We start from the raw sequence: 24,093 nt of genomic DNA, 5'->3' as shown, positions 1-24,093 counted from the left end.
TGCCAGATCAGGCAGGTTTGCAATGAAATTATTTTAGAAAAACAGGAAACCGAAAATGAAGACAACGGTTTGTTTTGAAAAAAATCCACCCAAAGCTGAAACAGGTTTTCAGAATGGGGTTTTTCTACAGCGTCGTTAGCGGGCGCAACCACTGCCGCATGAAGCGCATAATCACAGGCTAATATACGAGACTCGTTTAAGAAGAAATTCCCACCCACTACCAAAACTAGACGACTACACAGGCTTTGCAACGACAAAATGAGTGTTGCAATGTGTGAGATGTACGAGCCGTATGCTGAACAAGGAGGAACAAACAACTCAGCCGAGGGATTAATAAGCCGCGATAACGCTGCCGAACAAGGCTTCGCGACGCAGGGGCGATTCATGAATCGCCCCTACTGCACAATTGAATACAGAGCCACCGCCAAGGGCGGCTCCGGCAGGTATCATGAGATACACATGGAGAATATGGTGGCTACGCCCTGAATCGAACAGGGGACCCCATCATTATGAGTGATGTGCTCTAACCTGCTGAGCTACGTAGCCAATTCAAGAACTTACCGCAGGTGCCCCGCCTGGGGCAGGGGAAGGCGCATTTTCCGGGTTATCCCCCCGCCTGTCAAGGCTAATAAAACCCTGGCTCGGCGCAACAGGTTTGCAACTAAACGTTAAAGCGGAAATGGATGACATCCCCGTCTTTGACAATATATTCCTTACCTTCCAACCGCCACTTGCCAGCATCCTTGGCGCCCTGTTCACCTTTGAATTTGACGAAGTCGTCATAGGCAATAACCTCGGCGCGAATAAAACCCCGTTCGAAGTCGGTGTGGATGACGCCGGCAGCCTGAGGGGCGGTGGCACCGACCTTGACGGTCCAGGCGCGAACTTCTTTGACCCCGGCAGTGAAGTAAGTCTGCAACCCAAGCAGAGAGTACCCAGCGCGGATCACGCGATTGAGACCGGGCTCGTCGAGCCCCATTTCTTTGAGGAATTCGACCTTTTCCTCATCAGACAGATCCGATAGCTCGGATTCGATCGCGGCGCACACCGGCACCACGATCGCCTCTTCAGTTGCGGCCAGTTTGCGCACCTGGTCGAGATAGGGGTTGTTCTCAAAACCATCGTCGGCGACGTTGGCGATATACATGGTCGGCTTGATGGTAAGCAGATGCAGCTCGCGCAACAAAACACGTTCTTCGGCATCGAGCCCGGCGGCGCGAGCAGGTTTGCCCTGATCAAGCACCACCCGAACTTTTTCACAGGCGACAAGTCTGGCCTTGGCCTCTTTGTCGCCGCCCTTGGCAGTGCGAGTCAGACGCTGAATCGCCTTGTCGACGCTATCCAGATCGGCCAGAGCGAGTTCAGTATTGATGACTTCAATATCATCCAGCGGCGACACTTTACCGGCAACGTGAACGACATTGTCATCGCTGAAACAACGCACCACGTGGGCGATAGCATCGGTCTCGCGGATATTGGCCAGGAATTGATTTCCCAGGCCTTCCCCTTTGGAGGCGCCTGCCACCAAACCGGCGATATCGACGAATTCAATCGTGGTCGGTAACACGCGCTGCGGCTTGACGATGCTCGCCAACGCGTCCAGACGCGGATCGGGCACCCCTACCACGCCGACATTCGGCTCAATGGTACAAAACGGATAGTTCGCCGCTTCGATGCCGGCCTTGGTCAGCGCATTGAACAGTGTCGATTTACCGACGTTGGGCAGACCGACGATGCCGCATTTGATACCCATTGCAACCTCCGAAATTATTTTCCTATCTGCTCACCAGAGCCGCCCCACGAAGTGCATTGGGCACAGAGATTAGCAAGTGCCATCCTGCCTAGGAACCTTATGAACAACTCTGTGTACTCTGTGCCTCTGTGGTAAACAATATTACTTCCGCGCATTCAAACGATTCATCGCCTTTTCAAAATCACCGCCGATCACTAACGGCACCACCTCTTGCGCCGCAGCGATGGCATCGTCCATCCGCCGCTGCTCTTCACTGCCTGCGCGACTCAGCACAAAATTGCTGACATCATGGCCCGCCGGCGGCCGGCCAATGCCAATCCGCAAGCGCTTGAACTCACTGCTGCCGAGTTGCGCCACGATGTCGCGCAATCCATTGTGGCCACCATGACCACCGCCTTGCTTGAGACGTGCAATACCCGGATCAAGATCCAGCTCATCATGCACCACCAGGATTTGCTCGGGCGCGATTTTATAAAACCGTGACAATGCGGCAACGGCTTGGCCGCTGCGATTCATGAAGATATTGGGCTTGAGTAACCAGACATCACGACCTTGCAGCGTGATCTTGGCGATATCACCCGCAAACTTTGGCTCACCGCGAAAAGTGGCGCGATGCGCGTGAGCAATGGCGTCTACAAACCAAAAGCCGGCGTTGTGACGGGTCTGCTCATATTGCGCGCCTGGATTTCCCAGACCCACAATCAGAGCAATCTCGATCATCAACGCCGGCTTTTCCATCCCAGAAGGAACGGTGACCGGAATTACTCGGCCTTACCTTCTTCCTCACCCTCAGCCGCTTCGGCCTCAGGTGCTGCTATTTCTTCTTCCTCTGCTACCGCTGCACGTGGCAACACAATGCTCGCCACCGACAGGTTATGCTCAGGACCGTGCGCCAGTTCAGGAATTTCAACGCCTGCTGGTAGTTTCAGGTCGGCCAGATGCACTGCTTCGCCGACTTCCAGCTTGGAAACATCAGCGACCAGGTATTCAGGCAAGTTCCCAGCCTGACAGCTGACTTCAACATTCGTCATCTGGTGCGACACGATACCGCCGGCCTTAACGCCCGGCGCGGTGTCTTCACCCACGAAGTGAACCGGCACATGGATGCGGATGACGGTGCTTTCATCAACACGCAGAAAATCCATGTGCATGATGATGGGCTTGTAGGGATGCCATTGCACATCCTTGACCACTGCCTTTTGCGTGGCACCCTTGACGTTGATCGTCAGAATGTGGGAATAGAACGCCTCGTCATCTGCCTTCAAAAACATTTCGTTGTGACTGAGCAGCACAGACTCAGGTTGTTTGTTACCACCGTACAACACGGCAGGTACTTTTCCGGCGTGACGCAGGCGGCGGCTCGCACCCTTCCCCACATCAGCGCGCGCTTCTGCATTTACGACAATTTTCACAGCGCCCATAAGTTTCTCCAAATTACGCTTAACTATTTCGCCTCACCCGCGACCAGGTATTGGCAACCTTTCAATGCTGCGGACTCTCATCCACACAGCCTGAATTCTTTAACATATTTATTCACCACAGAGATACAAAGAACACAGAGAAGTGATATTCAGCGGTGTTAATACACAACACCAACCTACTCATTCACTATTACAAAAAATCTCTGTGCCCTCCGTGCCTCTGTGGTGAGTAATTACAATCATTCAACAAACAGTGAACTCACTGACTCTTCGTTGCTGACACGGCGAATGGTTTCACCCAATAATGCCGCCAGGCTCAACTGCCGGATCCGCGAACAGGCCATCGCTTCCGCCGTCAGCGGAATGGTATCGGTCACTACCAATTCATCCAGCGCCGAGGCCTCAAGATTGCTCACCGCCGCACCGGACAGCACCGGATGCGTACAGTAAGCCACCACTTTCTTGGCGCCACTCTCTTTCAATGCCTTCGCCGCCTGACACAAAGTACCGGCGGTATCGACCAAGTCATCAATCAGCACGCAGGTGCGGTCTTCGACTTCGCCGATAATATTCATCACTTGCGCCACATTCGGTTTCGGGCGGCGCTTGTCGATGATGGCCAGCTCGGCATCGTCAAGGCGCTTGGCCAGGGCTCGCGCCCGCACCACGCCACCGACATCCGGCGATACCACCACCATCCGCTCATTCATCTCTTTGCGGCGCCAGATGTCGCCCAGCAATATCGGAGAGGCATAAATATTATCCACCGGCAGATCAAAAAAGCCCTGAATCTGGTCGGCATGTAAATCCACCGTGAGGATGCGATTGGCACCGCTCACCGTCAGCATATCGGCCACCACACGTGCCGTAATCGGAACGCGCGCTGAACGCGGCCGTCGATCCTGGCGTGAATAGCCAAAATACGGGATGACCGCAGTGATGCGTCCGGCAGAGGCCCGGCGCATGGCGTCGATCATCACGCACAGCTCCATCAAATTGTCGTTGGTGGGACGACAGGTCGGCTGGATGATGAAGACGTCGCGTCCGCGCACGTTCTCCATGATCTCAACCAGTATTTCACCGTCACTGAAGCGACTGACCACCGCCTTGCCAAGCGCGGTATCGAGATATTTAACCACGGCCTGGGCAAGCTGAGGGTTGGCATTCCCCGTGAATACCATCATCTTGCTGTCAGACACACATCACCTCACTATGATGGATAAGTGGCTGGGGTGCCAGGATTCGAACCTGGGAATGCTGGAATCAAAATCCAGTGCCTTACCGCTTGGCGACACCCCAGTATCGCAACCGCTAACGCAAACTCTTTATACACTCGCGGGAGGATGCCTCAACCGCCAAGCGCCGCCGCAAGGGCGATTCATTTAATCCTTTGGCGACAAACCCCCGCCATGCGGCCGGTAGCTGCCGAACTATTGCCTGGGCCTGCGCCTCGGTTTCAAACGCCGCAAAAATACAGGCGCCGGTACCGCTCATGCGCGCCGGGGCATACTGGGACAACCAGTCGAGGGCTTGCGCCACTTCCGGGTAGCGGCTACGCACCACCGGCTCGCAGACATTACCCCCCTGTCCGCGCAGAAAGGCCGGTATTTTGAGGGCTTGCGCGTCCCGTGTCAATTCCGGCGCTGAGAATATCTCCGCCGTGGAGACTTGGCAGTCGGGGACAATGACCAAATACCAAGGAGTGGGCAGATCGGGCAGCGGCATAAGCAGCTCGCCCACCCCCTCGGCCCAGGCAGCCTGACCCCGGACAAAGACCGGCACATCCGCCCCCAGGCGCAGACCAAGCTCGGCCAGCTGGTCGAGCGATAAACCGGTCCGCCACAGGTGATTCAACGCCACCAGCGTGGTCGCGGCATCGGAACTGCCGCCACCCAGGCCGCCGCCCATGGGCAAACGCTTACGCAGGGTAATCACGGCCCCGAATTGAGTGCCAGTGGCTTGCTGCAAGGCGCGGGCGGCACGCAGGATTAAATCCTGCTCTGGCACCACTCCGGACAAGACATCGCCCTGGCGTTGCAGCGCACCGTCGCCAGTCAGCTCAAAATCCAGCTCATCGCCGTAATCCAGAAACTGAAATACGGTTTGCAACAGGTGATAACCGTCCGCCCGGCGGCCGGTGATATGTAAAAAGAGATTGATCTTGGCCGGCGCCGGCCAATGGCTCGAAGTCAACACAGGGTTATCCTACCCGCCACTGATCGATAACGATTTTGACACGTAATTGCGAATGGGTGATTTCAATTTTACGCGGCAAGACGGGATTCGTCGCGGTCGTGTATTCACGATATTCGATCTCCCAGCCATCTTGAGTCATCCGCGCCAACTGTCCCGCTTGATCCCACTCACCCGTTAGCGGATACGCCGGATCGGGCCGGCTCAATAACCAATACTGCAAGTGCCCAACCGGCAGCCACAGACCTATCTCGCGTTGCAACAACATCTCTGGTGTCGGCGCCACATGCATCACTTGATCGGGAAGCTGGAGCGTGGTTTCTGTCTCATTACCAAAGAGATGCACGGCACCTGACGCCAACGGCCCATTGAAACGCACATCGAACGCCGATCCGTCTTGTTGCCATATCAGGTTGGCGTGCCACGCCTGCTTACCATCGTAAATCGACACTCGACCATTAAGCGTCCAGCGCGCAACGGCCTCAAGCTCCGCTAAACGCGCTTGCCATTGCGGAGTGGTATCGATCTGGAATTGGGGCGGGGAAACTGCGCAGGCGGACAAAAGCGCCGCGGGGGTCAAGATCCAAATCCGGGAAAAGTGAGAAAATCTCGGCAACCACTCCCTGCGTTGCCCCACCTCGCGCATCCATGCGCTCGCAACGCGGAGACGCAAAGACGCAGAGGAGAAATAAAAATTAACCGCGAAGGACGCAAAGATACTCAAAGAAAACCGCGAACAAGGGCGATACCGCGCATCATGGACAGCAGGGGAAAATTCCACATAATTTCCTTCATGTTCCTTTGCGTCCTTCGCGGTTAACAAGGTTTTCTCTGCGTCTTTGCGTCTCCGCGTTGGATGTTAATCACTTATGCTGCAAACGCTGGATCGCATCCATCAGCAGCTTGTTCTGCGGCGATTTCTGCAAGGCCTCATCCCAGATAGAACGTGCACCTTTTTGATCGCCCTTGACCCACAACACTTCGCCCAGATGGGCGGCGATTTCGGGATCGTAGTTGGCATCCATGGCGCGACGCAAATACTGTATCGCCTCATCGGTGTGGCCAAGACGATATTGCACCCAACCCATGCTATCGAGAATGTGCGAGGCATTGGGACGCAACTCAAATGCACGTTTGATGTAATTCAAGGCTTCCTCATAACGCGTCGTACGATCGGCGAGGGTATAACCCAGCGAATTCAGCGCATCGACATGATCCGGCTCGCGTTCGAGTATGGTGAGTAAATCGCGTTCCAGCAAATCAATGCGATTGAGCTTTTCCTGCACCATGGCTCGCGCATAGAGCAATTCGGTATTACCGGGAATTTCTTCCAGACCACTGTTATATACCACCAGCGCCTCTTGATCCTGCCCCTGATCGCGCAGGATTTCACCTTCGGCCAGGAAGATGCGCAGGCGTTGCCCCGGGCTGCGGGTTTCGATGGCATGCAGATGCGCACGCGCATCCTCAATATCCCCCAGCCGCGCCCGCAAGACAGCACTCCGCACCTGCGCGGTTAAATAGTTTTCGCCCTGTTCAACCTGGGCATACCAACGGATCGCCTCTTCGGGCTTGCCTTTTTCCTCGTCGATGCGGCCGAGATAATAACTGGTCTCATCGATGCGACCGCCCATCTTGTTCAAGCGGAGAAAATAATCACGCGCCAGATCGATATTCTCAACCCGCAAGGCAACCAGCGCCGCCGCGAACAGAATGTCCTGATTTTCGGCATCCTGCTTCAACGCCCGCTGAAATTGCACCAATGCGTCATCGGGGCGGCCGGCATCCACCAACATCCGGCCATAAGCAACGCGCAATTCGATACTATCACTATGCCGTTGCACGACATTGCCAAGATACGTCAGCGCCTCGCTTTCACGGTTGGTCGCCTGCAACACGCGCGTGCGCAACACCACGCCTTGCGGCCAATCGGGTTTCAATTGCAGCAATTGATCGATGACTCGCTCGGCCTCAGCCAACTTGCCATCACGCAGCGCCAATTGCGCATAGGCGTAAAGACCGGCGCTATCCTGCGGGTGACGCGCCAGAAATTTCTCCACGACCTTCAGTGCGCCGTCTTTATCCTGCTCCCGTCCCAACAAGCGAATGATCAGCATGTAACGGCTGTCATCACCCTCGGCATCCTTGAGCAGGGCTTCAAGGTGACCTAACGCTGTGTCGTAATCGCCCGCTTTGACCAGCAAGGCGGTCAAAATCTGTCGCCCCTCCATGGAGGCCGGATCAAGCTCCACCCACAACTGACCGGTTTCCAGCGCCGCTTCATAATTGCGGGCGAACACGGCGACACGGGTAGCTCGTTCGGCAATCCGGGGGTCACGGGTCTGTTTGGCCAGACGGCTATAGAGTCCGGCCGAGACCTCAAACTGGGCCCGCTGGACCGCCACCTCGGCGATCAGGAAATCTCCCAGCAGGTCTGCAGTCAGCTCAACTTTCGGCAACGGGGGCAACACCGGGGCCGGTAAATCTTCGACATTATTAGCGGCAACCGAGTGCTGCGCCGGGACTGCCGCACAGCCGGAAAGCATTGAAATAACAAGAAAAACCGCTAAAAATACGGATACGGACGCCGTCGACACTGATTTGATGCGCATAAGCCTCTTCCCTGCCCCGGTTCGCTCCAACAGAGTTACCCGGGCTATTATACTCGAATTAATCCCCAAACTAGCCACCCCATCCCGAGGCAGATAACCTATTGCTACACTTGTCATTATCGGCCATATGCCGCAAAATCATTCGCCTATTCGACCTGGGTTTTTACATCAAAGTTCATGGGGCTGCTCGCAGTCGGCGTCAATCATAAGACCGCTCCGGTCAACATTCGGGAACGCGTTTCGTTCTCGCCGGATGCGCTCGCCTGTGCGTTGCGTGAGCTTACCTCGACCCCTGGCGTCAGCGAGGCGGCCATTCTTTCCACCTGCAACCGTACCGAGCTGCTGTGCCGCAGCAACGACAACAACGGTAACGTTATTATCGACTGGTTTGAGCATTACCATAAGCTGAAACCCGAGGAAGTTCGCCCCTACCTGTATGTCCATCCCGATCAACTGGCGGTCCGCCATGTGCTGCGCGTGGCCAGCGGCCTGGATTCTCTGATCCTGGGCGAACCACAAATCCTGGGGCAGATCAAAGATGCCTACACCAAAGGATTGGAGGCGGGCACGGTCGGCAAGTTCCTATCGCGCCTGTTCCAACACACCTTTTCCGTCGCCAAACAGGTGCGCACAGACACCGCCATCGGCTCCAGCCCAGTCTCGGTTGCCTTTGCCGCGGTCAGCCTGGCCAAACAAATCTTTGGTGAACTGGAAAATAAAACCGCGCTACTCATCGGCGCCGGCGAAACCATTGAGCTTGCGGCACGTCATCTGCAAGGCAACAGCATCGGGCGCATGATCATTGCCAACCGCACCGTGGAACGCGCCCACATCCTGGCCGCCGAATTCAACGCCTACGCCATCGCCCTCGGCGACATCCCGGCACATTTAGCCGAGGCCGATATTGTGATTTCGTCCACCGCCAGCCCGCTACCGATCCTGGGCAAGGGCGCCGTTGAAAGCGCAGTTAAAAAACGCAAACACCAGCCGATTCTGATGATCGATATCGCCGTGCCACGCGACATCGAGCCCGAAGTTGGCTCACTGGAAGATGTGTATCTGTATACCGTCGATGACTTGCAAGAAATCATCGATGAAGGCCTGAAATCACGGCAAGAGGCCGCACGTCAGGCAGAAGAGATCATCGACATTCAGGTCACGCACTTCATGAGCTGGCTGCAATCGCTGAATGCAGTATCCACCATCCGTGATTACCGCGACCAGGCGCAGCACATCCGCGAAGCCGAATTGCACAAGGCCTTGCAACGCCTGGCCGCAGGCGAAAACGCCGCCGAAGTCATGCAAAAGCTGGCATATACTTTAACCAATAAGCTAACCCATGCGCCTAGCACTCACTTGCGCCAGGCAAGCGCAGAAGGTCGCATTGAATTACTCCAAGCGGCGCGCGAACTTTTCGATCTTAAAAAACCCGGAAACAATTAACTTACTGTGAAAGCTTCCATCCGCAGCAAACTGGAGAATCTCTCTGAGCGGCTGCAGGAGATCAATGCCCTCCTCGCCGCGCCCGACGTGATCGCCGATCAAAAGAAATTCCGCGCCTTGTCGCAGGAATATGCTGAGATCAATCCGGTGGTCGCTTGTTTTGAGCAATATCGCAAGACGCTTGATGACAGCGCCGCCGCCGAGGAAATGCTCAAGGAAAGCGATGCCGATCTGCGTGCCATGGCCGAGGATGAATTGAAATCATCCCAGGCACGCGCAGCAGAACTCGAACAGGAATTGCAAAAGCTGATGCTGCCGAGCGATCCCAACGACAGCAAAAATATCTTTCTGGAAATCCGCGCCGGCGCCGGCGGTGACGAAGCCGCCATCTTTGCCGGTGATTTGTTTCGCATGTATTCCCGCTACGCGGAAACCAAGCGTTGGCAGGTGGAAATTATTAGTGAAAGCCTGGGCGAACATGGCGGCTACAAGGAAGTCATCAGCCGCATCATTGGCAATGGCGCCTATTCGCGCCTGAAATTTGAATCTGGCGCGCATCGCGTGCAGCGGGTACCTGCAACCGAAGCGCAAGGCAGAATTCATACTTCGACCTGTACGGTCGCGGTTTTGCCCGAAGCCGATGAACTTGAAGCGATTGATATTAATCCTGCGGATTTGAAAGTGGATACCTACCGCGCCAGCGGCGCGGGCGGCCAACACGTCAACAAGACCGAATCCGCCATCCGTATCACCCATATGCCCAGCGGCATCGTGATTGAGTGCCAGGATGAACGCTCGCAGCACAAGAATCGTGCCCGCGCCATGTCACTGTTAAAAGCAAAATTGCTGGCGGCACAGCAGGAAAAACAATCCTCTGAACAGGCCCAGACTCGGCGCCAACTGGTCGGCACCGGCGATCGTTCGGAACGTATCCGCACTTATAACTACCCGCAAGGCCGCATCACCGATCACCGCATCAACCTGACAATCTACAGGCTCGATGACATCGTCGGCGGCAATCTCGACCCCGTGATCGAGCCATTGATCCAGGAATATCAGGCCGATCTGTTGGCAGCCATCGGCGAATAAGGCACTGTAATGAAAAATAGTCTTTGTATTTCCTATCCCGATGCCGGCACTTGCGCTATTACGATTGCGACCGCATTGCAACACGCCAGCCAATTGCTTGGCAAAACGTCACCCTCACCGCAACTCGAAAGTGAGGTATTACTGGCACACGCCTGCGGCCGCGACCGTACCTGGTTGCGCGCCCGGCCAGAACATTTGCTCGACGACGTCACGCGCACCCAGTTTGCCGAATTTATTGCCCGCCGCGCCAGCGGCGAACCGATTGCGTACATCACCGGCAGACGTGAATTCTGGTCACTGGAGTTGCAGGTTAGCCCTGCAACGCTGATTCCGCGCCCCGAAACTGAACTTCTGGTTGAGCAAGCCTTGGTGCGCATCCCGCGTAATGCCAAATGGCAAATTGCTGATTTGGGCACGGGCAGCGGCGCCATTGCGTTGGCCATCGCCCATGAGCGGCCGCGCTGTCATATTATCGCCACCGACCTCAGCCAGGATGCACTTGCCGTCGCCAAAGGCAATGCCCAGCGCCTCGGCATCCACAACATTGAATTTCGTCACGGCGACTGGTGTGCCGCATTGGGCACTGAAGCATTTGAAATGATTGTTTCGAATCCACCCTACATTGCTGCCGACGATGCACATCTCCAGCAAGGCGACCTGCCATTTGAGCCGGATACCGCCCTCACCTCCGGCGGCGATGGCTTGGCAGCACTACGCAACATTATTCAGCAAGCGCCCCGGAATCTGCACCCGGAAGCATGGTTACTGCTGGAGCATGGCTACGATCAACGCGATTCCGTGGCGGCCTTGTTCAAGGCCGCCGGATACCGGGAAGTCATAGGCTACAATGATTATGGCGGTCAGGCGCGGGTTAGCGCCGGACAACACACTTAAGGAGCCTCTGATTAATTCGATCAAGCAGATGGATGCACCACATGCAGAGAACCCTTAGCCATCTAACGTTACCGCGGCCGCTGGTAAACACCATCCTGGCGCAGGCGCAACACTCGCCGGAAGCGGAAATCTGCGGCTTGATTGGCGGCAAAGAGGGCCACGCCTGGCATTGTTATCCTGTCAGCAACTGTGCCGCCAACCCCGCGCAACGCTATGTCATGAATCCTAAAGGCCAAATCGATACCCTGCGGCAAATGCGCGAATGCGGCGAAGAGCTAGTCGCCATCTACCATTCACATCCACACACCGCCGCCACACCGTCGCTAATTGATTTGCAGGAAGCGCAGTATCCTGACACCCCCTATCTCATCATTTCCCTGAATACTCAAGGTGTTCTCGAAATAGCTGCGTTCCGTCTCGATAAAGGCACTGTATCTTCCATTCAAATCTCGCTGGAATAGACTTGTTTCCTTAAATTTTGATCATGCTTTCTCCGTCGATTTGGAGTAATAAATAGGCTATCGTTAACAGGTAACTGACATTGAGAGGCGCGGGTTAAATATCACATGAAGTCGATCTTACCCAGGACTTACCGCTCCCGACTGATCATCTACGCATTGCTATTGATTTCATTTCTGGCAGCCACATTAATTTATTCCTTTCAATACGCACGCAATCGCATTCTGGAAGAATCGAACGCATATTTGAGCAACGCCGCTCGCATCTACCAACTTGAGCTCGAGGAACACCGCGCAGAACAACTTAACTATGTGCGCCTTCTAAGCCAGGAAACGCGGTTGCAGGAATATTTATATCTAGCGCTTACACAAGGCGATCACAAGCCCTTGCAGCGCTTATTGAATCAGACCTTCAGCTGGCTACCCGCAATGCAGCGCCTGGTCATTGGCCGCGACGGCCAAATCATTAGCGATGAAAACAACAGCCTATTGGCGCACCAGCTATCCAACCAACCCGCGTCGACTTCAGGCGCCGCCTTTTTTCAGTTCGACAAAGACACACTAACCTTGATCGCTACCGAACCGGTTTATTATCGCGGCCAAAGACTGGGCACTATGGTCCTGGGTCGAAACATCACCCAAAGTCTTAGCCGCTGGCACGAGAAGATCGCTGACAGTGATTTATTCGTTGTTGATAATAAACGAGTCATCTTCAGCACTAAATCCGCCTTGATCGGTGCCAACTTTTCACCTGAAAACAATCATGTCTCATTGGGGACCGATATTTATCGCGTATTCAAGATTAAGCTGCCCAATAATAATCACCACCTTCCCGAAATCTGGCATGGCGCCACGGAAACCCGCCTCATTCAGACACTGATTCATCAAGGACAAAGGACCTTGCTGCTGCTCGTGATCGGGATTTGCGTGATCCTGATAGCCGGATTTGTAGTCATTCGTGGTTTTAACAAACCTCTCAACCGTCTGCTTGCCATGACCCACGAGGTCACCGAAGGACAGTTACCCAAAGTTGAATGTATCCCGACCCACACCGAATTGGATGTGCTTTACAATAACTTCGCCGATATGATTGAAGCCCTGCGCGACAAGCAAAATGAAATCAATCGTGTGCAGCAGGAATTGCAAATGTCAGCAATCACAGACACCTTGACGGGCCTCTATAATCGCCGCCACCTGATCGATATCTTTCCCAAGCTGCAAGCCCAGGCCCGGCGCGATAATCGTATCATTACCGCAATCATTTGCGACCTGGATCATTTCAAACAGCTCAATGATCGCTACGGCCATCTAGCAGGCGATCAGGCGCTCCGCGACTTCGCCAAGATATTGACCTCACAATCACGCGGCAATGACTTCATTTACCGCTTGGGTGGGGAAGAGTTTTTGATTTTATCACTGAGCAGTGACCCGCACGGTGCCGCAACACTGGCCGAGAAGATACGTAGCGCCACCTGCGAGCATCTGATTACGCACAAGGGCCACATCATTAATATGACGGTAAGTTGTGGGGTAAGCTCAATGCTGCCGACCGATGACGCTGAACACAGCCTTAATAATTTATTGACTCGCACCGACCGCGCCCTTTATCAGGCCAAGCAGAGCGGCCGCAACCAAGTGCGCGTATACAACAACGTCGAAGATTTGTCCTCGTTCCAGAAACGGAGCGAGGACATGCGCTCAGCCTTGTAGCTTTTTCTTGAGTATTTCGTTGACCTGCCCAGGATTTGCCTTGCCCTGTGAGGCCTTCATGATCAAGCCGACAAAGAAACCAAACAGTTTCTCCTTGCCCGCGCGATAATCGGCAACATAATTGGCATTCGCCGCCATGACTTCATCGATTACCTTCTCGATCGCACCGGTATCGGTTACTTGTTTCAGCCCCTTTTTCTCGATAATGGCATCGGCATCGCCTTCACCATTGAACATCGCCTCGAATACCTGTTTGGCGATCTTGCCTGAGATAGTGTTATCCGTCATCCGCTTGATCATGCCGCCGAGCATTTGTGGGCTCACCGGACTGTCTGTGATTTCACGCCCCACTTTATTAAGCGCGCCCAACAACTCAACCATCACCCAGTTGGCCGCCAGCTTGGCCTCGCCATCGGCCGCCTTTTCCGTCGCCTCGTAAAAATCAGCCAGCTCACGCGAACTGGTCAACACGCTCGCCTCATAGGGCGACATCCCGAATTCGTACATAAAACGCTCTTTCTTGGCATTGGGCAATTCGGGCAACGTGCTTTTCACGTCACCAATAAACCTCTCATCGATCACCAATGGCAGCAAATCAGGATCCGGGAAATAACGATAATCGAAGGCTTCTTCCTTGGAACGCATGGAACGGGTTTCATGCTTGTCCGAATCATAAAGACGCGTCTCTTGCACCACGGAACCGCCGCCCTCGATCAATTCAATTTGGCGCTCAACTTCAAAATTGATCGCCTTCTCAACGAAGCGGAACGAATTGAGATTCTTCAACTCGGCACGAGTACCGAATTCATGCTGCCCCTTGGGCCGCACCGAGACATTGGCATCACAACGGAACGATCCTTCCTGCATGTTGCCATCGCAAATTTCGAGATAACGCACCAATGAATGGATTTTTTTCATGTAGGCCACCGCCTCTTTGGCGGAACGCATATCCGGCTCGGAGACAATTTCCAGCAACGGTGTGCCGGCGCGATTCAAGTCGATCCCGGTCAAGCCATGAAAGTCTTCGTGCAGCGATTTACCGGCATCTTCTTCGAGATGGGCACGGGTAATACCGATGGTCTTGGTAGAGCCATCTTCCATTTCAACATCAATACTGCCGCGCGCAACCACCGGCAATTCATATTGGCTGATTTGATAGCCCTTGGGCAGATCGGGATAGAAATAATTCTTGCGCGCAAACACTGAACGCTTGGCCACCTCACAACCAGTGGCGAGACCAAACTTCACTGCCATCCTCACAGCTTCTTTATTCAGTACCGGCAAAACACCAGGCATCCCCAGATCAACAGCGCACGCCTGCGTATTCGGCTCCGCGCCATACGCCGTGGCTGCACCCGAAAAAATCTTGGTTTTGGTCGCAAGCTGTGCGTGAATTTCCAAACCGATGACGACTTCCCATTGCATTTTTATTTCCTCTTTAATTAACCGCGAAGGCCGCGAAGTAACGCAAAGAAACACTCAACTCCCTTCGATCGCACCACAAAATCTCCACCGTTAGCGATTAACTCAAAATAATTATTTATAAAACCCCGCGTTATTAAGCTTGAGCCATCTTTGCGTTACTTCGCGGCCTTCGCGGTTAATGGCTTTTACTTAAATCCCTCTGGCACGCGCTGATGCCAATCGGTCGCCTGCTGATATTGATGGGCGATATTGAGCAGCCGCGACTCATCGAAATATTTGCCGATCAGTTGCAAACCTACCGGCCGCTGGCCGACAAATCCAGCTGGAATCGACATCCCGGGCAAACCGGCAAGGTTAACGGCGATGGTATAAATATCAGACAGATACATCGTCACGGGATCATCGGTTTTTTCACCCAGATTGAACGCCACTGTCGGCGATGTTGGCCCCATGATGACATCCACTTTCTCGAACGCCTGCTTGAAATCATTGCTGATCAACTGTCGAATTTTCTGCGCCTTCAGATAATAGGCGTCGTAATAACCGGCGGATAACGCATAAGTACCGATCATAATACGCCGCTTGACCTCGGCGCCAAACCCTTCACCGCGCGAGCGCTTATAGAGATCCGCCAGATCTTTCGGATTATTGCAGCGATATCCGAAACGCACACCGTCAAAGCGTGACAGATTCGATGAACACTCCGCAGGGGCGACCACATAATAGGCGGGCACCGCTAACGACGTATTCGGCAAACTGACTTCGACAATTTCAGCGCCGAGTTTTTTGTATTCATTGATGGCTGATTCGATTACCTTGACCACGCTACCATCAAGCCCCTCGCCAAAATATTCTTTTGGCAAACCGATCTTCAGTCCGGCAATAGAATCATTTAAGTGCGCCGCATAATCCGGCACTGGCGCTTCAACGGAAGTTGAATCACGCGGATCGAAACCTGCCATCACACTCAGCAACAACGCACAGTCTTCGGCTGTACGCGCCATCGGCCCGCCTTGATCGAGGCTCGATGCGAACGCGATCATGCCGTAGCGCGATACGCGGCCATACGTCGGCTTAATGCCGCTGATGCCACACAACGCGGCAGGCTGACGAATCGAACCGCCAGTGTCGGTCCCCGTTGCCGCCGGTGCCAAACGCGCCGCCACGACTGCTGCCGAGCCCCCGGAAGAACCGCCAGGCACGGCTTGCACATCCCACGGATTTTTTACCGGGCCATAGAAGCTGGTTTCATTGGACGAACCCATCGCGAATTCGTCCATATTGGTCTTGCCCAGCATCGGCATGCCCGCCGCCTTGAATTTGCTGACGACAGTGGCGTCATAAGGGGCGATGAAATTATCGAGCATTTTCGAGCCGCATGTAGTCTTGACGCCCTCGGTACAAAAAATATCTTTTTGCGCGATGGGCACACCGGTCAACAATCCCGCCTTGCCTGCCTTGCGCGCGGCATCTGCAGCGCGCGCTTCCGCCAAGGCCTGCTCAGCAGTAACGGTGACATAGCTGTTCAGCTGATCGTCATATTTTTCAATCCGCGCCAGGTAGCTGCGCGTCAATTCTTCGCTGGAAAACTTACCGTTACGTAAATCGTCGGCAAGTTGCTTGATCGTTTTCTCATGCATGGCTTATCACAATCCGTGGCTGTGTTCGTGATTATTCGATGACCTTGGGTACCAGATACAACCCGGCCTCCACCTGCGGGGCGATCGCCTGGAATTTCTCGCGCTGATTGGTTTCGCTCACCTCGTCGGCCCGCAGCCGCTGCACGGCATCGAGGGGGTGCGCCATCGGCGTCACGCCATGGACATTAACTGCATCCATCTGGGCCACTAAGCCCAGAATGTCTGATAAACTGTGCGCGTATGCCGTGACATCGGCCTCGGAAATATCCAGACGGGCCAAATGGGCAATTTTCTCCACTTCGCTGCGATTTAAACTCATGACTTAACTCCGCGACCTAGGTTGCCGATAAAGCTGCAAAAGGTATCATACTTGGCGGCTTGCCCAAAGCATGGATGAATTGTTAAATTACGGTAAAGTTCGCTTCTTTATTTATTCTCTTCCCTAGGGATGGTGTATTTCAATGTTTAAACGCTTGCGCGGAGCTTTCTCCAACGACCTTTCGATCGACCTTGGCACGGCCAACACATTGATTTATGTGCGCGGCCAGGGAATCGTCCTCAACGAACCCTCCGTCGTCGCCGTCCGCCAGGACCGCGGTCCTGGCGGACCAAAAAGCATTGCGGCGGTCGGGATGGAGGCAAAACGCATGATTGGTCGCACGCCAGGCAGCATTGTCGCCATTCGCCCTCTTAAAGATGGGGTTATTGCCGACTTCACCGTCACTGAGAAGATGTTGCAGCACTTTATCCACAAAGTGCATGAAAACCGTTTTTTCCGCCCCAGCCCACGGGTTCTGATCTGCGTCCCTTGCGGTTCCACCCAGGTCGAACGCCGTGCGATCAAGGAATCAGCCGCCGGTGCAGGTGCCCGCGAGGTGTATTTGATCGAAGAACCGATGGCGGCTGCCATTGGCGCGGGAATGCCCGTAGGCGAGGCCCGCGGCTCGATGGTATTGGACATCGGTGGCGGTACCACCGAAGTGGCGATTCTGTCGCTGAACGGCATTGTCTATTCGGCTTCGGTCCGTATCGGCGGTGATCGTTTTGACGAAGCCATCATCAACTATGTGCGCCGCAACTACGGCACCCTGATTGGTGAAAGCACCGCCGAGCGCATCAAGCATGAAATCGGCTCCGCTTACCCGGGCAAGGAAATCAAGGAAATCGAGGTCAAGGGCCGCAATCTCTCCGAGGGCGTGCCACGCAGCTTCACCCTGAACAGCAATGAAATCCTCGAAGCGCTGCAAGAACCATTGACCGGCATCGTCAGCGCCGTCAAAACCGCGCTCGAGCAAACGCCGCCTGACCTGGGCGCCGATATCGCCGAACGCGGCATGGTGCTCACCGGCGGTGGCGCCTTGCTGCGTGACCTGGACAAGTTGCTGATGGAAGAAACCGGCTTGCCAGTCATTGTCGCGGAAGATCCGCTGACCTGCGTTGCCCGTGGTGGCGGCCGGGCACTGGAAATGATCGATGAAGGTGGCTCGGAGATTTTCTCCATCGAGTAATGCTTTTTACCTAAGTTTATCCGCGAATGAACGCAAATAAACGCAAATGAGAGTTGGAGAATTGGGTATTTCAGCGTCGCGTCGTCCTGGGCACAATCCGGGTACGATGCCCTGAATTACGCGGCCATAATCCATTCGCGTTTATTTGCGTTCATTCGCGGACAATTCGTTTTCATACCCGGGGTAAACCATTAAACCTTTATTTATTCACGGCCCATCGCTCAACACGCGTCTCGTCTTATGCGTGTTATTTTCCGTATTGATCATGACGTTGGATCACCGCATGCATGTATTGAAGGAAGTGCGCTCGGTCTTGTCGCTGGCTGTTTATCCCATGGAATACATGGTTACGTTGCCCGGCGCTGCGAGCGAATGGATGGGCGAAAGTTTTACGACTCGCGAAAAACTGATATCGGAAGTCATCAGCCTTAAAACCCAGCAATTACTGCTCAGCGCCCGTCTCCAAAAATTTGCCGCACTGGAAGCGGAAAATGTACGTTTGCGGCGGATGCTGGATTCCTCCCGCGAAGTCAGTGAAAAAGTCTTGATCGCGGAACTGCTTTCCGTTGATCTGGAACCGTTTAGCCGCCATATCGTACTCAACAAAGGCAGCCAGCACGGCATCTATGAAGGACAGCCTGTGCTTGACGCCAAAGGGATCATGGGGCAGGTCGTCCACGTAACGCCTCTGACCAGCACCATCATTTTGATCACCGACCCCAATCATGCGATTCCGGTGTCGATCAATCGTAACGGCATGCGCGCCATTGCCGTTGGCACGGGCACCAGCGATGAACTGGAGCTGCCACACTTCCCGACCAATGCCGATGTCGTTGTCGGCGATCTTCTGGTCAGCAGTGGTCTCGGCGGCCGGTTCCCCGCTGGCTATCCCGTAGGTGTTATTACCAGGGTCAAAAAGGATCCTGGCGAATCGTTTGCACAAGTTATTGCCAAACCTAGCGCGGAACTGGAACGCAACAATGAAGTGCTGCTGGTATGGCCCAACCTGCAACCGCAGAAACCGGCAACGAGTACGGCAACCACTGCAACCACGCCTGCCAGCGATGCAGCAGGCACTCAAAGCCAATCACCCGCAAACACGCCAGCCACTACTACTCAGAATCTTGCGCCCGCCACAACGGGATCGGCCGCCGCAAGCAACATCAATTCGAAACCGGCTCCGCCACAGAGCAGCAACACAAAACCCGGTGTCAACAACACTACCGCAACGCCGGCAGTCACTGTCACGCAGGGCAAGAGCACATCGCCCACGGCGACCAAGCCTGCAACGGCACCCTCGGCACCTGCAGCACAAAAACCGGCTTCGGTCCCGACCCCGCCAGCGACCGGAGGGCAACGCTAATGGCTCAACTTGGCCGCCCTCATGGCCGTATCGTGATCATCGCCACGCTATTCGTCGCGATGATGCTGACCATCATCCCGTTACCGGACTGGGTCGTCCTGTTCCGTCCGGAATGGATCGCCATGGTGCTGATCTACTGGGCAATCGCATTGCCGCATCGCGTCAGCGTCGGTACCGGCTTTCTCGTCGGCCTGTTCGCCGACATACTCAGAGGCACCATGCTTGGCCAGCACGCGCTGAGCATGGCGCTGATCAGTTTTCTCGCCGTCAAGGTCCATCAACAGATTCGCGTCTACCCGATGTGGCAGCAGGCATTGAGCGTGATGGCGCTGATCGTGCTAAACCAGATGCTGGTGCTGTGGACCAATGGTGTTGCCGGAGTAAAGCATCAAAGCTGGATATATTGGCTGCCCGCACTCAGCAGCGCTTTGCTATGGCCTTGGGTTTATCTGATCCTGAGAGACTTGCGCCGCCACTTCGGTGTCAAATGATTCGCGGCGATCTCGACGATTTCAACATTGATCAAACCACGCAGTACGGCGAGTTGATAGAACGCCATGGCTAGAATCACCATCAAGGATCATATTCGCGAAGGTCAGCTGTTCACCAGCCGGGCGTTGTTCGCCGCCGTTTCTATTGGCATCGTCATCTTTATCATTATCGTACGTCTGATCTATTTACAAATTTATTCCCATGAATTGTATTCGACCCTCTCCCAGAATAACCGCGTCAGCCTGGTCCCTGTCGATCCGACACGCGGCCTGATTTACGATCGTAATGGTGTCATTCTTGCCGAGAACCGCCCCGCCTATTCGTTGGAGATCGTGCCGGAACACATCAAGGAGCTGGAAGCGACGCTCGTCATTCTGGGGAAAAAAATTCAGATCAGCGCCCGCGATCTGAAACGCTTCCGCGATCGCTATAAACAGCGCGTTCGTTTCCAGCCTGTTGCTATCCGCGATAATCTCAGCGATGAGGAAGTCGCCGCCGTTGCGATTGATTTGCACAAAATGCCAGGCGTAGAAATTAAAGCCAAACTCCAGCGCTACTACCCGTTCGCAGGACTGACCGCGCACGCCGTCGGCTATGTGGGTCGCATCAGCGAAAAGGATGAGGAGAAAATCGACCAGGCAAACTACGCCGCCTCGACTCACATGGGTAAAAATGGTGTCGAGAAGGCCTACGAAGACATTCTCCACGGCAAGGTTGGCTATCAAAACATCGAAACCAACGCCTACGGCCGCATGGTGCGGGTACTGGATCGCACGCCACCCACGCCCGGCAAGGATGTGGTGCTCACACTCAACATGCGTCTGCAGCAAATCGCCAGCGACGTCATGGGCCCGGAAAGCGGTGCGGTTGTGGCCATCGACACGACCAGCGGCGAAGTGCTGGCGCTGGTGAGCAAAGGTGAATTCGATCCCAATCTGTTCGTCAACGGTATCGATGCCGATACCTACAAGGCACTGCAAGAATCTCCATCACGGCCACTGTACAACCGCGCCTTGCAAGGCCAATACCCCCCAGGCTCGACGTTCAAGCCCTTTGTTGCTCTCGCTGGTCTGGAGCTTGGCGAACACACCCCTGAAAGTGCAGTCTTCTGTCGTGGCTGGTTCAGCCTCAAGGGCGATTCGCGCCGTTATCGTGATTGGAAAAAAGAAGGCCACGGCACCGTCAATCTCGAAAAAGCCATTTCTCAATCCTGTGACGTCTATTTTTATGATTTGGCGCAATCGCTGGGCATCGATCGCATGGCCGATTTCCTCCAGGGCTTTGGTTTTGGCCGCCGCACTGGCATCGACGTTGGCGGTGAACTGAAAGGTATTCTGCCTTCCAGCGCCTGGAAGCGAAGAACAATGAATCAACCCTGGTATGGTGGCGAAACGCTCAGCGTTGGCATCGGCCAGGGTTATAATTTGGTCACCCCCATGCAGATGGCCGTCGCCACCGCCATCCTTGGCAACGGGGGACGTCCGGTGCAGCCGCACTTACTCGATCATGTCAAAGGTATGGAAAAAGAGGATTTGATCGTCCGCCCCGAACCCATGCCCGCCCCCGCCGCGATTCACAACCCTGACAACTGGGCCGCCGTCACCCGTGGCATGGTCAGCGTCATCGAGGCACCGCAGGGCACCGCCCATCGCCAGGCCAAACCACGCACCTACCAAATTGCGGGCAAGACCGGTACCGCGCAGGTGTTTGGTATTGCGCAAAACCAGAAATACGTGGAAGCTGACGTCGCCAAACACCTGCGCGACCACGCCTTGTTTATCGCCTTCGCCCCCGCCGACAAACCTAAAATCGCTGTCGGCGTGATTGTCGAAAACGGTGGCCACGGCAGCACCGCCGCCGCGCCTGTGGCCACCGCCATCATTGATGCTTATCTGGAGGGCTATCAACCATGAGCAGTCTCGGCACTCGCGATTCAGGCGCCTGGGTTGAGCCCGGCCGCCGCCATAAATTCATTGTGCCGGGCATGCACATGGACAAGCCACTGCTTTACGGCTTGTTGACACTGGCGTTTATCGGTTTTTTCGTCGTTTACAGCGCCACCAGCGGCGACATCGATATGGTACTCGCCCATGCCGTGCGCATGCTGCTCGCCTTTGGTGTAATGTTTATCGTCGCCCAGATTCCGCCTTATCACATGGAACGCTGGGCACCCTGGATTTACGGTTTCATCGTCATCACGCTGATAGCGGTATTGGTGGTGGGCACCATCGGCAAGGGCGCTCAACGCTGGCTGGATCTTGGTCTGTTTCGTTTTCAGCCTGCAGAGTTCATGAAACTGGCGCTCCCGATGATGCTCGCCTGGTTCCTGGCGGATCGCAGCCTGCCCCCCACCTTCAAGTTAATCGCCGCTACGGTGGCGCTGATCTTGGTGCCGGTGGGATTGATCGTCAAACAACCCGATCTCGGCACCGCCCTGCTGATCGCCTCCTCCGGCGTGTTTGTCCTGTTGTTGGCCGGTATTTCATGGCGTCTGGTCACCGGCATCGGCGTCGCGCTTGCGGCACTGGCACCTTTGGTCTGGTTTTTTGGGCTACATGATTATCAGCGCGAGCGCATCATTACCTTTTTAGACCCCGAACACGATCCGCTTGGCTCGGGCTACCACATCATCCAATCCAAGATTGCGCTCGGCTCCGGTGGCCTCTATGGCAAAGGCTGGCTCAACGGCTCGCAATCACAGCTTGAATATCTGCCGGAGCGGCACACCGACTTTATTTTCGCCGTCTTTGGCGAAGAATTTGGTTTGATTGGCATTATCCTGCTACTCGGGGTGTATCTCTTCATTATCCTGCGCGGCCTTTATATTGCTGCCCAGGCTCAGGACACCTTCAATCGCATCCTGGCCGGCAGCCTGACGCTCACCTTTTTTGTCTATGTAGCCGTTAATATAGGCATGGTATCGGGTTTATTGCCGGTGGTCGGCGTCCCGCTGCCGCTGATCAGCTACGGCGGCACGTCGATGATGACCATTTTGGCCAGCTTCGGTATCCTAATGTCGATCCAGACCCATCGTCGTCTGGTCACTACTTAATTTCAGGAACTATTTGCAGCATGCACCGTTTATTATTCGCCTGTTTTTGCCTCACTTCCGCGCTCGCCGTCAACGCCCACGCCACCGATGTGCAGCGCCCAGAGGTGCAGGAATTCATTAATCGCGTCACCCAACAACACGGCTTTGAGCGCCGCGCGCTGGAACAAGTGTTGGCGCAATCCGAATTCCGCCAGGACGCCATTGACGCCATCACCCGTCCCGCCGAGGGCAAACCCTGGTTCGAATACCGCCCGATATTCCTGACCGACGCCCGCATCAAGGAAGGCGCGGAATTCATGGCCACACATCGTGACATTTTGCAGCGCGCGGAGCGGGAATACGGCGTGCCTGCCGAAGTCATCACCGCCATTATCGGTGTTGAAACTCGTTATGGCCGCCATGCCGGAAAATTTCGCATCCTCGACGCACTGGTAACGCTGGGTTTTGACTATCCGCCGCGCGGCGAATTCTTCCGCAAGGAACTGGAACAATATTTATTGCTCACCCGCGAAAACAAGCTCGATCCGCTGGCGCTTACCGGCTCTTATGCCGGAGCGATGGGCTACGGACAGTTCATTGCCAGCAGTTATCGCAAGTTTGCGGTTGATTTCGATGGCGACAAGGTGCGCGACATTATCAATAGCCCGGCTGACGCCATCGGCAGTGTCGCCAACTATCTGGCCACCAATGGCTGGGAGCGCAACCAGCCGCTGGTAACCTTCCCGACTGAAAATCCAACCGCCACTGCTGAAAGCACCGATCTCAAACCGAAGCTCACGCTCGGCGAATGGCGCAGCAAAGGCTATAGCATTGCCCCCCAACTTCCCGACACCACCAAGGCAGCGCTGATCACCCTGCAAGCCGCTGAAGGCAATGAATACTGGCTCGGTCTGCAGAATTTTTACACCATCACCCGCTACAATCGCAGCCCTCTGTATGCCATGGCGGTTTATCAACTGAGCCAAAGCATCCGCGATGCCGATCAGCTGCAACGCCAAGCCGTGGCTGAGCCTGCGCTATAATCCTGACCATGGGTTTTA

At 54.9% G+C, this 24,093-nt stretch carries 21 protein-coding genes and 2 tRNA genes; 11 read left to right on the top strand and 12 right to left on the bottom strand.

The genetic code is table 11. The features are described 5' to 3' along the window. Positions 1-469 precede the first annotated feature (469 nt). The 9 genes from HY272_04520 to HY272_04480 all read right to left on the bottom strand — a co-directional run bounded on the left by HY272_04520 (position 470) and on the right by HY272_04480 (position 7,979). Positions 470-546 (bottom strand) — tRNA-Met (locus HY272_04520). 115 nt (positions 547-661) lie between these two features. Further along, a complete protein-coding gene (gene ychF / locus HY272_04515; GenBank protein MBI3771947.1) occupies positions 662-1,753 on the bottom strand; it encodes a redox-regulated ATPase YchF in 1,092 nt (363 codons plus the stop codon). A 141-nt stretch (positions 1,754-1,894) separates the two neighbouring features. After that, positions 1,895-2,473 carry an aminoacyl-tRNA hydrolase gene (pth, locus tag HY272_04510; protein ID MBI3771946.1) on the bottom strand — a complete coding sequence of 193 codons (579 nt, stop codon included), beginning with the start codon at positions 2,471-2,473 and terminating at the stop codon, positions 1,895-1,897. Between the two features lie 41 nt (positions 2,474-2,514). Continuing rightward, a complete protein-coding gene (locus tag HY272_04505) occupies positions 2,515-3,174 on the bottom strand; it encodes a 50S ribosomal protein L25/general stress protein Ctc (GenBank protein ID MBI3771945.1) in 660 nt (219 codons plus the stop codon). A gap of 239 nt (positions 3,175-3,413) precedes the next feature. After that, positions 3,414-4,358 (bottom strand): ribose-phosphate diphosphokinase, encoded by a 945-nt coding sequence (locus HY272_04500; protein ID MBI3771944.1) that lies wholly within the window; start codon positions 4,356-4,358, stop codon positions 3,414-3,416. 40 nt (positions 4,359-4,398) lie between these two features. Beyond that, a tRNA-Gln gene (locus HY272_04495) sits at positions 4,399-4,473 on the bottom strand. A 12-nt stretch (positions 4,474-4,485) separates the two neighbouring features. Beyond that, positions 4,486-5,370 (bottom strand): 4-(cytidine 5'-diphospho)-2-C-methyl-D-erythritol kinase, encoded by an 885-nt coding sequence (ispE, locus tag HY272_04490; GenBank protein ID MBI3771943.1) that lies wholly within the window; start codon positions 5,368-5,370, stop codon positions 4,486-4,488. Between the two features lie 4 nt (positions 5,371-5,374). Further along, positions 5,375-5,947: an outer membrane lipoprotein LolB gene (lolB, locus tag HY272_04485; protein MBI3771942.1), complete on the bottom strand. Its 573-nt coding sequence runs from the start codon at positions 5,945-5,947 to the stop codon at positions 5,375-5,377. Positions 5,948-6,230: 283 nt separating this feature from the next. Further along, positions 6,231-7,979 carry a tetratricopeptide repeat protein gene (locus HY272_04480; protein ID MBI3771941.1) on the bottom strand — a complete coding sequence of 583 codons (1,749 nt, stop codon included), beginning with the start codon at positions 7,977-7,979 and terminating at the stop codon, positions 6,231-6,233. Positions 7,980-8,156: 177 nt separating this feature from the next. Here HY272_04480 and HY272_04475 point away from each other — a divergent pair, with 177 nt between their 5' ends. The 5 genes from HY272_04475 (at position 8,157) to HY272_04455 (ending at position 13,573) form a co-directional block, all read left to right on the top strand. Then, positions 8,157-9,422 carry a glutamyl-tRNA reductase gene (locus tag HY272_04475; protein MBI3771940.1) on the top strand — a complete coding sequence of 422 codons (1,266 nt, stop codon included), beginning with the start codon at positions 8,157-8,159 and terminating at the stop codon, positions 9,420-9,422. A 6-nt stretch (positions 9,423-9,428) separates the two neighbouring features. Next, a complete protein-coding gene (prfA, locus tag HY272_04470) occupies positions 9,429-10,511 on the top strand; it encodes a peptide chain release factor 1 (GenBank protein MBI3771939.1) in 1,083 nt (360 codons plus the stop codon). A 9-nt stretch (positions 10,512-10,520) separates the two neighbouring features. Continuing rightward, positions 10,521-11,405, top strand: coding sequence for a peptide chain release factor N(5)-glutamine methyltransferase (gene prmC / locus HY272_04465; GenBank protein ID MBI3771938.1), 885 nt, complete (start codon positions 10,521-10,523; stop codon positions 11,403-11,405). 41 nt (positions 11,406-11,446) lie between these two features. Continuing rightward, positions 11,447-11,866, top strand: coding sequence for a M67 family metallopeptidase (locus HY272_04460; GenBank protein MBI3771937.1), 420 nt, complete (start codon positions 11,447-11,449; stop codon positions 11,864-11,866). 105 nt (positions 11,867-11,971) lie between these two features. Next, a complete protein-coding gene (locus tag HY272_04455; GenBank protein MBI3771936.1) occupies positions 11,972-13,573 on the top strand; it encodes a sensor domain-containing diguanylate cyclase in 1,602 nt (533 codons plus the stop codon). On the opposite strand, the gene gatB is transcribed toward HY272_04455, so the two are convergent. The 3 genes from gatB to gatC all read right to left on the bottom strand — a co-directional run bounded on the left by gatB (position 13,562) and on the right by gatC (position 16,957). Continuing rightward, positions 13,562-14,998, bottom strand: coding sequence for an Asp-tRNA(Asn)/Glu-tRNA(Gln) amidotransferase subunit GatB (gene gatB / locus HY272_04450; GenBank protein ID MBI3771935.1), 1,437 nt, complete (start codon positions 14,996-14,998; stop codon positions 13,562-13,564). The genes HY272_04455 and gatB overlap by 12 nt on opposite strands. Positions 14,999-15,183: 185 nt before the next feature. Next, positions 15,184-16,638 carry an Asp-tRNA(Asn)/Glu-tRNA(Gln) amidotransferase subunit GatA gene (gene gatA, locus HY272_04445; protein MBI3771934.1) on the bottom strand — a complete coding sequence of 485 codons (1,455 nt, stop codon included), beginning with the start codon at positions 16,636-16,638 and terminating at the stop codon, positions 15,184-15,186. Positions 16,639-16,669: 31 nt separating this feature from the next. Further along, a complete protein-coding gene (gene gatC, locus HY272_04440) occupies positions 16,670-16,957 on the bottom strand; it encodes an Asp-tRNA(Asn)/Glu-tRNA(Gln) amidotransferase subunit GatC (GenBank protein ID MBI3771933.1) in 288 nt (95 codons plus the stop codon). A 142-nt stretch (positions 16,958-17,099) separates the two neighbouring features. On the opposite strand from gatC, the gene HY272_04435 reads away from it, so the two are divergent. From HY272_04435 to mltB, 6 genes are all read left to right on the top strand, one after another. Continuing rightward, on the top strand, positions 17,100-18,146 hold the full coding sequence (locus HY272_04435) for a rod shape-determining protein (GenBank protein MBI3771932.1): 1,047 nt from the start codon (positions 17,100-17,102) through the stop codon (positions 18,144-18,146). Positions 18,147-18,336: 190 nt separating this feature from the next. After that, complete coding sequence (mreC, locus tag HY272_04430) at positions 18,337-19,509, top strand: rod shape-determining protein MreC (protein ID MBI3771931.1); 1,173 nt, start codon at positions 18,337-18,339, stop codon at positions 19,507-19,509. Continuing rightward, positions 19,509-20,000, top strand: a complete 492-nt coding sequence (gene mreD, locus HY272_04425) for a rod shape-determining protein MreD (GenBank protein MBI3771930.1) — start codon at positions 19,509-19,511, stop codon at positions 19,998-20,000. The genes mreC and mreD overlap by 1 nt, the downstream gene beginning before the upstream one ends. Before the next feature lie 66 nt (positions 20,001-20,066). Next, positions 20,067-21,914, top strand: coding sequence for a penicillin-binding protein 2 (gene mrdA / locus HY272_04420; protein ID MBI3771929.1), 1,848 nt, complete (start codon positions 20,067-20,069; stop codon positions 21,912-21,914). Beyond that, positions 21,911-23,053, top strand: coding sequence for a rod shape-determining protein RodA (gene rodA, locus HY272_04415; protein ID MBI3771928.1), 1,143 nt, complete (start codon positions 21,911-21,913; stop codon positions 23,051-23,053). The genes mrdA and rodA overlap by 4 nt, the downstream gene beginning before the upstream one ends. Positions 23,054-23,073: 20 nt before the next feature. Further along, entirely contained in the window at positions 23,074-24,075 is a 1,002-nt protein-coding gene (mltB, locus tag HY272_04410) for a lytic murein transglycosylase B (GenBank protein ID MBI3771927.1), read from the top strand. Positions 24,076-24,093 lie beyond the last annotated feature (18 nt).

This window comes from Gammaproteobacteria bacterium (assembly GCA_016200485.1).
Lineage (GTDB): Bacteria > Pseudomonadota > Gammaproteobacteria > Tenderiales > Tenderiaceae > JACQEP01.
Note: the sequence above shows the minus strand (reverse complement) of the source record. Positions and strands in the feature narration are given on the sequence as shown.